Annotated in this window: 6 protein-coding genes; all 6 read right to left on the minus strand. The window is 41.1% G+C overall.

The window, feature by feature from the left end:
• Positions 1–6: 6 nt before the first annotated feature.
• The 6 genes from QZ135_RS17760 to QZ135_RS17785 all read right to left on the minus strand — a co-directional run bounded on the left by QZ135_RS17760 (position 7) and on the right by QZ135_RS17785 (position 10,348).
• Positions 7–1,143, minus strand: coding sequence for a DUF4249 domain-containing protein (locus tag QZ135_RS17760; RefSeq protein WP_294612272.1), 1,137 nt, complete (start codon positions 1,141–1,143; stop codon positions 7–9).
• Positions 1,144–1,160: 17 nt separating this feature from the next.
• Positions 1,161–3,893 (minus strand): TonB-dependent receptor, encoded by a 2,733-nt coding sequence (locus tag QZ135_RS17765; RefSeq protein ID WP_294612275.1) that lies wholly within the window; start codon positions 3,891–3,893, stop codon positions 1,161–1,163.
• A gap of 2 nt (positions 3,894–3,895) precedes the next feature.
• A complete protein-coding gene (locus QZ135_RS17770) occupies positions 3,896–4,585 on the minus strand; it encodes a hypothetical protein (protein ID WP_294612279.1) in 690 nt (229 codons plus the stop codon).
• Between the two features lie 109 nt (positions 4,586–4,694).
• The gene (locus QZ135_RS17775; protein WP_294612281.1) at positions 4,695–4,877 is read right to left on the minus strand and encodes a hypothetical protein; all 183 of its coding nucleotides are present in this window, start codon (positions 4,875–4,877) and stop codon (positions 4,695–4,697) included.
• A gap of 162 nt (positions 4,878–5,039) precedes the next feature.
• Positions 5,040–7,169, minus strand: coding sequence for a RagB/SusD family nutrient uptake outer membrane protein (locus QZ135_RS17780; protein ID WP_294612284.1), 2,130 nt, complete (start codon positions 7,167–7,169; stop codon positions 5,040–5,042).
• Positions 7,170–7,204: 35 nt separating this feature from the next.
• Complete coding sequence (locus QZ135_RS17785) at positions 7,205–10,348, minus strand: TonB-dependent receptor (protein WP_294612287.1); 3,144 nt, start codon at positions 10,346–10,348, stop codon at positions 7,205–7,207.
• Between the last annotated feature and the right edge of the window lie 29 nt (positions 10,349–10,377).

The raw sequence follows: 10,377 nt of genomic DNA on the forward strand, positions 1-10,377 counted from the left end.
CTGATATTAATATTCTCTGTCCGGTAACGGCCAGAAAGAAGGTTTATTGAGAGTTGCCCCCAAAGCACGAACGTCTGTACATTCTTTTTGGGCCCACTGATAGGTCATCATGTCAAGATAAGCAATACGATATCCATCCATATATAAATCATAGTCAGTTCTGCCAGCTATCTCGTCATCCGCCAGATAGTCACAATCATACGGATTGTCATATTGTATATCATTAGTCGAAATATAAAGCCGGTATTCACTTACATTCATATTGACTCCCACATAACCTATCGCTTGTTTATCCGGATCGCTGCAAGTGATATTTGTAGGCAACTCCGACGGCTGGGGAGTAAACAACCCACCCATACTCTCACTCTGTTTCGCCTTATTCTCATAATACTCGAATTCTCCTTTTGACAAAGCTCTCTGTGTAATCAACGTACTGTAATAATATGAAACTCTGATATTGTCGGAAGCAATAGAATACATCCTTTTATTCTTCAACAGATTCTCTACATTCGACTCTGTAGAACCTACAAGTGTTTTACTGGATTCGGCATGACTCCAACCTTGTGCATAAGGAGCTTTTTCAAAAGTCTGAATCGTCTCTGTCATCGGGTCGTAAATCCACCTGGAATAAAATGCCGTTCTCACTTCCCAGTCTTCTTCATAAGTCCAGATATAATATACCGTGCCGTCTGCTTTCTGTGTAGAAAGACGTATATATATAGTGCCATAATTCTCCGGCTGTTCAAAGGTGACATCGGCAATTGCAGGAGTCTCTACCGGATACTGAAGTTCAGAGGTATAGGTATCCTCTTCATATTTCACTTCCAGTCCATAACGGACCTGCTTATTCAGTGTTCCAATCTGTACCTGATAACGGCCATCGCCAATAGAAGTTCCTGTGATGCGCGAACCGTCATCTCCTACCACACCAACATCGGCAACAATCTGGTTATATCCTTCGGGCAAGCCTTCCTCATTCAGAGAAAAGGTACGGCTCAATGCAAACACCACGGTACTGTCCGAAATGATATTGCCTTCAATCACCAACAACCCTACACCACCATCCGGAAGTTTCGCATTAAATTCATCAACACAGTTACTCAAAGTAAACAATAGTAAACCTGCCAGAACTAATATATTCATTCTTTTCTTCATACCGTTCAGAATTTAATGTTATAAGTAATAAATGGAATGGGAGCGCCAAAAATGGACATCCTATATCCTTGTATTTTACCCTTTTCAGATACATAATAAATGGAATAAACATTCTTTCTTCCGGTCAGGTTATAGATACCGAAAGAAATAGAACTATGCGTCAACAAAGTCAGATGGTGACTTGGCTCTACATTGAAAGCAAGGTCAAGGCGGAAGTAATCGGGAACCCGATAACTATTACGATCCGTGTAATACACTTGCATAGACTTCAAACCTTGGTCATAGTATTGTCCGGCGGGGATGGTGGTAGGACGTCCCGTGCTGTAATCCATATTGAAAGACAGGCTATAGCGGCGGGTGAACTTATAGTTTCCCACCAGCTTGAAGTCATGCGGTTTGTCATATTCCGTCGGATACCATTCACCATTATTGACGGGGCGGGCTATACGTGGGTCATTCTGCCGCAGAAAAGTACGGGAATAAGTGTAGCTTACCCATCCGTTCAACTTACCGGCTGGTTTCTTAACCTGGAACTCAACGCCATAGGCATAACCTTCCGTATTTATCACATCCGTTTCCAGGTGATGATTCATCACTAACTTGGCAGAACTGCGATAATCCAGATAATCATTGAGTTTCTTGTAATAGCCTTCCACTGATAATTCCAATACCTGTCCGGGAGTATTATAATAGGCACCTGCCGCCAACTGCCAGCCATTTTGAGGTTTTATATTAGTATCACTCAGCTTCCATGTATCCGTGGGCGACATAATCGTAGTGTTCGACACCTTATGAATATATTGGCGCATCGTGTTGAAACCTGCCTTTACTGAGAAGTCATCATTGAAAGCATACCGGGCAGATAGTCTGAGCTCCGGTCCCTGATAGGTTTTAACTACTTTTCCGCTACTTACTGATACTGAATCGACAAGGGTAGCAGAAGAGGGAAGCATGCCATCCTGATAAGTATAATAAGTGCGTGGACCCAAGAGATTGAACATGGAATAGCGTATACCTGCATTCACGGATAGCTTAGGGGTTATTTCCCATTGATCTCCGATGTAAATGGCACTTTCCAGTGCTTTGTCCTTTTGAAGTTGGTCCCATTTCACCAGTGAGTTCTCATGCAACGGCTCATAAGTTCCCGAATTTATATTGTAAAACTGGCTCATTAGTCCGAAATTCAACGTATGGGCATCATTGAGGGTGTAAGTGAAATCCGCTTTTCCAAACCATTGGTTAATGGCGAATGACAACCGGGCGGCGGCTGTTTCTTCCACACTTTCGTCATTCCGGTAATCGTAATGGTCATAACCGAAAGAGAAATTCCCGGTCAGCTTCTCGGAGAATATGCTTCTCAAGTTCGCTGAGAAGTTCATATTGTTGTAGGCATACTTCTGGTTATCGTTAAAAGCAAAACGATCATGACTGTAATAGCCGTATACATTCAGTTTATTCCGCTCATTCAATGTATGCGAGAACACACCCCCTAAATCATAAAATCCGGCTTTTCCGTCACGGTATCCGCTCTTCTCGGGCAGCAACTTCATAATCCAGTCCGAGTAAGTGGTGCGTCCACTCAAAAGAAGCGATGTTTTCTCTTTAATGATGGGTATTTCAAGATTCAGCTTACTGGTCACAATTCCGATACCTGCCGACCCCGTAAACTTCTCCTTACTGGCTTCTTTACTGGTGACATTCAGTACAGAGGCTATGCGTCCCCCGTATTGGCTGGGAATACTACTCTTATAGAGTTCCGCATCTTTTATCATATCCGAGTTAAAAGCGGTGAAGAAGCCGAACAAATGGTTAGGATTATAAATTGTTCCGTTATTCAACATCAACAGGTTTTGATCCGCAGCACTTCCGCGCACATTGTATCCGCTGGACGCTTCACCTACTGTTTTGATGCCCGGAAGAGTCTGAAGCATCTTCAGCACATCCACCTCACCCATAGCCGTAGGGATATTTTTCAGTAAGCCGGGCTGAAACTTTTCCATACCCAACTGGGTACTTCTCACATTTTGCACACGTCCTGAAACGATAACGACTTCGTCCAGTAAGTGGTTCTCTTCTTCCAGCTCTATATGGGCAATTCCATCTCCATACACCATTAATTGCCGACGAGTCTCTTTAATATTCACCCCATTGATTTCAATAGTATTGTACCCTACAGGCAGTTTAATCGTGAAATTCCCCTGTCGATCCGTAGCAGTGGCAACCCACGGTTCCCTGTGGATGATATTGATACCCTCCAGATTCTGTCCGGATTTAAAATCCGTCACTCTTCCGGTCAACGTCACCATCTCTTCAGAAGAAGGCTTATACTTATTTCCTATTTCATATACTTTATTCTCAGAAGAAGATTTCACTATAGGAACAAAAGAAGAGGATTGCTCATCATCCATTTTTTTTTCACCTTTCAGAGCCGGAGTAAGGGTCGTAGACAAATATGCATCCGGAAGAATAAATATCTGGTTCCCATACACGCTGACTTTGTAGCGTGTGCCAGTCAATGCCTGCCGCAAACTCTCGGCAGTAGGTTTTGCTGTCTCGCTCTTCTTCACTTTGAAAGGATCTGCAATCGTCGTATAAATACGGCAAGAGGTACTTTTTTCAACAGCATCTATCAGTTCAAAAATAGAAATACTATCTGTTGGCAGTTGCTGCGCCCATACGGCAAAAGGGGATATAAGCAACAGAACGACTGTTATATATCTTATAGAATGTACTTTCATAGCTATTTCTTATTAATCAGAGAGTCAGCATATTGTGTCATTGCAGTCAAGGACTCAGCACGGTGAGCAATACCAAAGTTCAGGTCTTGTTCTCTTGCATACTTCTTTAATTGTTTCTTATAAACCGGAAAGAGTTTAAGAAAACTGGAACGGGAAGTTACTATATATTCTGTATTATCTTTGGACAACACAAAACGCGCACTTTTCTCAAATTTCCTATAACTAATCCTATTTTTTTCAACAGACGCTCCCAACCTACACAAAACATATTGCGTCAGCTTCATCTGCGGAGCATCATACAGCAACGCAGCGTAAGTATCCTCATGAGGCATAAACTTCTTCGCACCAATAATGAAGTAATCCACTTTCCTCATATCCACCTGAAGAAGTATCCGTTTTTCGGGAGTAATCACAATCAACTGTTTCTTATAGGTATCATACCGAAGCTGCACATCAGCATACAATAGACCCTGATAACAAATTGCACCTTTCTGAAATTCATCCGTATCCCAATAAGGATGGTTTATATAAAAATAAGGGCTATAGCCAACTTCTACTTTATTGGTATAAAGAGCAGCATAATCTCCTACCGTTTTTTTGAACTCCTCAAAAAAAGACTGCTGCGTATACCCCGGAGTAAGGATACAGAATGTGCATAACAGAATTAGTAATTGTGTTTTTCGAATATTCATGGAGCATCTGGATTAAAAGGAAGTTTATTGTCTAAAAATAGATAATATATATAGAACTAATAACAATTCGGAGTATCTATTTAGGTTTATTAAATATTCCGATTCAAGTTTAGCGATTATACATGACAGGGCGAGATAATTCTCCCGAATATTCTACTTGTAAGTTTTCACCCGGAACATCTAACTTCACATTGATTAACATGATGTTTCGTCCATCCACCACCGACACCTCAGCATTTTCTGTTTGAATAGACGAATTCTTCACTATGACCAGTCCGTTTACATCCTGCATTCTTATCAGTTTTTTGTATTTCGCACCCCTTAATTGAAACTTCACTTAGTGGCGACTCAAGGATACAAACTTTCGCCACCGCCTGCACGACTACGTCTGGTTTTGAAAAAAAGACCTTGGAAAAGTTTCCTTCTCCAAGGTCAAATCTATTATTGAATATTTTTATTCAGCCTCATATCCCGGATTTTGCAAAGCTTTTTTCTCTGCTGCTGTCAGATTCTTACCACTTTCATTTGTCAAAGCGTCAATGAAAGTCTGTGGAATTGGACGGAGCAGATGCTTTTCAGCAACATTAGGCGCTGCCTCAGGATTGTACAATTTAGCGCGTTTTAGCAGAGTTTTGGTACGGCTTAATTCATCCCAACGATTCCATTCGCCCAAACACTCACGGGTACGTTCGTTTAATATAAAGTTAATCAAACGATCTTTTACATCAGTACAACCTAATTCTGCCAATACAGCTTCATCTTCTTCGGGCAACTGCTGATAGCTGGTAATTTGCAGACTTGAAGGTGTCTTATTTACAGAACGATCAACACCAGTCGATAAGAAATAAGTATTCTTTTGAATGAATGATGCATTGAAAGCCTGTGCATTCGTCAATTTAGCCCCATTCTCATCTACACATTTACCTAATGTAGCAGTAGCTGTAGAGTTGGATGTGAAAGCCATAGAACCATCTGTATAATACTCACGATCTTCACCATCTTTCCATTCAGCACGCTTACGCAATACGTTCACAGTAGAAATTGCATCTTGGTAATCGCCCAATCTAACCTGTGCCTCTGCCTTAACCAAATAAGTTTCGCCACTACGTGCCATGATAACATCACGGTGTGCATCACCTTTCTCACCTGTACGAGAGCCATCATCTGTTTTGTTGATGCCACAGAAGACGTTAGACTGGCTGGGGTCGCCACTTACACCATAAGTATTCAATACATATTTACCATTCAGGAACAACGGAAATACGTTAGGAACCCATTTACCTGTTTCAGGATTTACGAAAGAGTGTGGTTGAGCACCACGTCCATATGTTCCGTAAGGAGCATTATCAAACGTTGTATCACTTTTCTTATTCAGAATAAAGATAATACCTTCATCACCTAAGGTAGGTACCTGATCGGCAGTAATTCCATTTTCACTCATTACATTTGCTGCCTTCTTAGCAATGCTGTTCAAACCGTAAATAGTCTTAAACGTCTTCCACATACGGGCATCGTTCACATTGTCGAATATAGAATAAGCATATTCCGTAGGACGACAACGTTGAAAGTCCATACCACCAATGTATTGTCCACGCTGTGTCCAACCACCGGAGAAGTTAGAGAATTGTGGATTAAAGTAGTTATAAGTACGGTTACCATAGCGTCCCACTGTTGAACTATCATCATTGTGCAACGCTGCCATCAAGATTTCAGCATCACCTTCATTCTTACAATCCACACCGGTCCATTCAGAATAAAGTGTATTATAATCTTTTGCCAACGGACATGCTGCTATCACCTCATCACAAAGCTTGATACATTTGTCAAGATCTGTTTTTGCAGGATATGCTGAGTTCCAGTCAGCACAACGCTCAGACTGACGATACAGTAATGCCTTAGCCAGGAAATGCGCCGCAGTGTACTTCGTCCATGTTCCATTACCACGCCATTTATCTGTCGGCAACAAGTTGTAAGCTTCTTCTAAGTCTGCAATGACCTGATTAAGTGTTTCTTCAGCACTTGAACGATTGAAGTTTCTCACAACACCGTCAGGAGGAGTTGTCTGGATAACCACACCACCATATTGGGCAAACAAACGATAATAGTTGTAACCACGGAGGAAGTAAGCCTCTCCCATCGCTTTATTACGCGTTGTTTCATTGCTCAGTGTACTTGCCCTGGATATCAACAAATTGGCAGTAGAAATACCATAATACATTTCATCCCACAATGCAGAAACACCCGGACAGTTATCGTTTGCAGCACCACTCGCTTTCTTACAGTCCAATGGATTCAAACGATTATCATAAGTATTCCATGGTTCACTGGTCAAGTCGGCGCCATTTGTAAATTCGTCCGTTCCGTAAAGAGTGATGCCATAAGCCCATTCATAGCCAAAGTGCCAACGAAGATTACCATAAAGAGATGCCGCCATAGCAAGCACTCCTTCTTCTGTTTCAAGAATTCCATCAGTATACATGTGTCCTGCGTCTTCTTTCAGAAAACTATCGCCGCATGAAGAGGTACCGGTTGCCAATACAAGCACCATCGTACCGAATAAAACTTTTTTTCTTATATTTTTCATGATATATTCCATTTTATATTTATTATTCTTTGACTTTAGAAACCTACTTGAATACCAAATGTAAAGCCTCTGTTATAATATGTTGTACCAAGATCCAGATCAATGAAATCTACAGAAGAATAAAGGTTACCTAAGTTTTTAGCTTGAGCATAGAGTTTCAATGAATTAAGACCGATGCTCTTACATAATTTCTTATCAAAATTATATCCCAAAGAGATATTACGTATCTTTATAAAAGAGGCATCTTTGAAACCTAACAAGCTGGAATAAGGATCTCCACCTGCCGTACTGTAAATAGGCTTCTGCCATTCTGCACCTGGATTATCCGGAGTCCAATAATCAATTTCACGTTGATTGTACATACCGAACTGACCTTCGCCACCTGTATTAATCATGTAACCGAAACGTCCGTAAAGTTCAATCGAAAGGTCAATGCCTTTATAAGTGAAGCTGTTAGACCATCCCATTGTCCAGCGTGGGTTTTTACTACCCAAAATAACACGGTCATTGTTATCAATTACATAGTCGCCATTCTGGTCAACAGGTTTCACCATACCGGCTGAGAATTTATGTCCCTTCTCATTAAACTTAGCCATTTCGGCGGCTTCTGATTCCTGCCATATTCCGTTAGCTGCTACTCCATAATATATATTGATTGACTCACCAATAAACCAAGAGTTATCAATCATATCCTGTTTACCATTAGCAAGTTCCACAATCTCATCTTTTTGGTAAGCTACGTTCAGCGTTGAATTCCATTCAAAATCCTTATAACGTACCGGAACAGCATTCACTGAAAGATCAACACCAAAGTTCTTTGTTTCTCCTACGTTTGACATTACTGAAGGATAACCCGTCAATGAAGGAAGTTTCATAGACATCAGCAAGTCTTTAGTTCTGGAATGGTAAACGTCAACTGTACCACCAATACGGCCATTCAGGAAACTAAAATCAACACCATAGTTAAACTGAGTAGTCTTCTCCCAACCCAAATTCTTATTAGACATCAGATTCTGGTCCTTCACATAGTAAGGTTCATTAGTAGTCAGAATCAATGTATTACCTGTACTGAACGGCATCCAATAAGCACCAATCACTCCTAAAGTTCCATAAGGATCAACAGAAGAGTTACCTGTGGTACCCATACCGGCACGAAGTTTCAACTGATTAATCCAGGTAATATCTGCCATGAAGGCTTCCTGATCTATACGCCAGCCTAAAGCTGCAGAAGGGAAGAAATCCCATTTATTGCCCTCTGCCAATACTGAAGAGCCATCATAACGACCTGATACAGTCAACAAATAACGGTCCTTGTATGAATAGTTAATACGAGCCATATAAGAAGCCAGTTGCTGTTCAGTAAGTCCTGTGCCCATACCAGCTTTATAATCGCTGTTGGTTATATCTATAGCTCCCATATTGTTCCACATGAATGTCGGCATCAATACACCTTGTTCGCTCATGTTAGCAGTTTCAGTGTTGACTTTAGAAGCACTCTGAAGCAAAGTTACATCGAAACGATGCTCACCAATCTTCTTATTATAAGTAACCATATTATCCAGTGTCCACGAGAAGTTGCGGGTAGAAGCCCACTTAGCATAGTTTTTGCTACCTGCACGAACTGCTGAACTACTATCAATAAAGATTCCCTGACGATTATAACGGAAATCAGGACCAAAAGCAATCTTATAGCTTAAACCTTCCAACGGTTGCCATATCTTGCCAAAATCCATTTGAGCATAGAAGCTACCCAGCGCACGGAAATTCTGACGATTATCTGTAGACTTATTCCATTCATCTATCACTGTATACACATTCGTTACAGAACCTGCAGGTTGTAAAATGATATCACCTTTGTCATCATAAGGCACTGCATAACGCGGAATGGCCTTTGCAGCACTATAGATATCAGTAGGACCAGAGTTAGAAGACTGTCCTGTACGAGAGTAACCATAATCCTGAACAGCATAAGAACCATTGATAGAGCCGCCCAGTTTGAACCATGGAGTGGGTTGCAAGTCCAAAGACATAGAGAAGTTATAGCGCTCGTACTCCTGACCTTTCTGAGTACCTTCATTATTCAAATAACCGAAAGAGAAGAACCCTTGCATCATTTCAGTACCACCGCTACCGCTTATAGTATGTTCATGAGTAACACCTGTACGGGTAACCATACCTGCCCAGTCCGTATCAGTAACTTTAGAACCATCCCAAGAGCCATTTTCCCAGCCTTTATTTACATTTGCCAAAGCATAGTTATCACCGGAGAAATAGGCCTGGTCTTTATCATAGTTAGGCTGATTTCCCATAGGATTAGCTGTTGGATTTGAGTTATAATATGCCCAACGACGCCAAGTGATATAATCGCTGGCACTCATGGCGGGAGATTTATCTTGCAAAGTTTCCAAAGTCACAGAACCAGAATAGTTCAACGACATGGCACCAGTTTTACCACGTTTGGTAGTAACCAGAATAACACCATTGGCACCGCGAGAACCATAGATAGCTGTTGAAGAAGCATCTTTCAAAATATCAATAGATTCGATGTCTCTCGGGTTGAGAGTTTCAATACCACCTGAATTTAAGGGAACACCGTCAACTACGTACAAAGGGTCATTCTTTGCGTTTAATGAACGGTTACCACGAATACGAATAGAACCAATCGTACCCGGACGTTCACTACTTGTAATATCGACACCTGCAGCTTTACCTTGCAATGCTTCAAAAGCATTCGATACAGGTTTCACATTTAATTCTTCCGAACCAACACGAGCCATAGCACCGGTCACATCGCTCTTCTTTTGTACACCATAACCAACTACCACAACTTCATCCAGCATTGCATTATCTTCCTGCAACGTCACTTGAAGGCTTGTTTTTCCTGTAACAGGAATCACCTGATCCTTATATCCTATAAAAGAAACAGAAATCGTACCTTTATCCGGTACATTAGTAAGGGTAAATTTACCATCTAAGTCAGTGATCACACCATTAGTAGTACCTTTAACAATAACATTGGCACCAATAACCGGTTCTCCGGTCTGGTCAATCACAGTACCCGATACTGTTTTACTTTGCGCGTAAGCTCCTATAGAAATTACTGCGAACAAAGCAATGAAGAATAACCGCTGAATTTTGTCCAAGCAGCCTAACAGACTTAAATTTTTGCTGTTTTTCATACTTTAATTATTAAGTTAAACAAAAGTTA

The sequence above is a fragment of the uncultured Bacteroides sp. genome, assembly GCF_905207245.1.
Lineage (GTDB): Bacteria > Bacteroidota > Bacteroidia > Bacteroidales > Bacteroidaceae > Bacteroides.

Excerpts from the sequence above, each read along its gene's own strand:
- QZ135_RS17760 (WP_294612272.1), bottom strand. The coding sequence starts at position 1,143 with ATGAATATATTAGTTCTGGCAGGTTTACTATTGTTTACTTTGAGTAAC.
- QZ135_RS17775 (WP_294612281.1), bottom strand. The coding sequence starts at position 4,877 with ATGCAGGATGTAAACGGACTGGTCATAGTGAAGAATTCGTCTATTCAA.
- QZ135_RS17765 (WP_294612275.1), bottom strand. The coding sequence starts at position 3,893 with ATGAAAGTACATTCTATAAGATATATAACAGTCGTTCTGTTGCTTATA.
- QZ135_RS17770 (WP_294612279.1), bottom strand. The coding sequence starts at position 4,585 with ATGAATATTCGAAAAACACAATTACTAATTCTGTTATGCACATTCTGT.
- QZ135_RS17785 (WP_294612287.1), bottom strand. The coding sequence starts at position 10,348 with ATGAAAAACAGCAAAAATTTAAGTCTGTTAGGCTGCTTGGACAAAATT.
- QZ135_RS17780 (WP_294612284.1), bottom strand. The coding sequence starts at position 7,169 with ATGAAAAATATAAGAAAAAAAGTTTTATTCGGTACGATGGTGCTTGTA.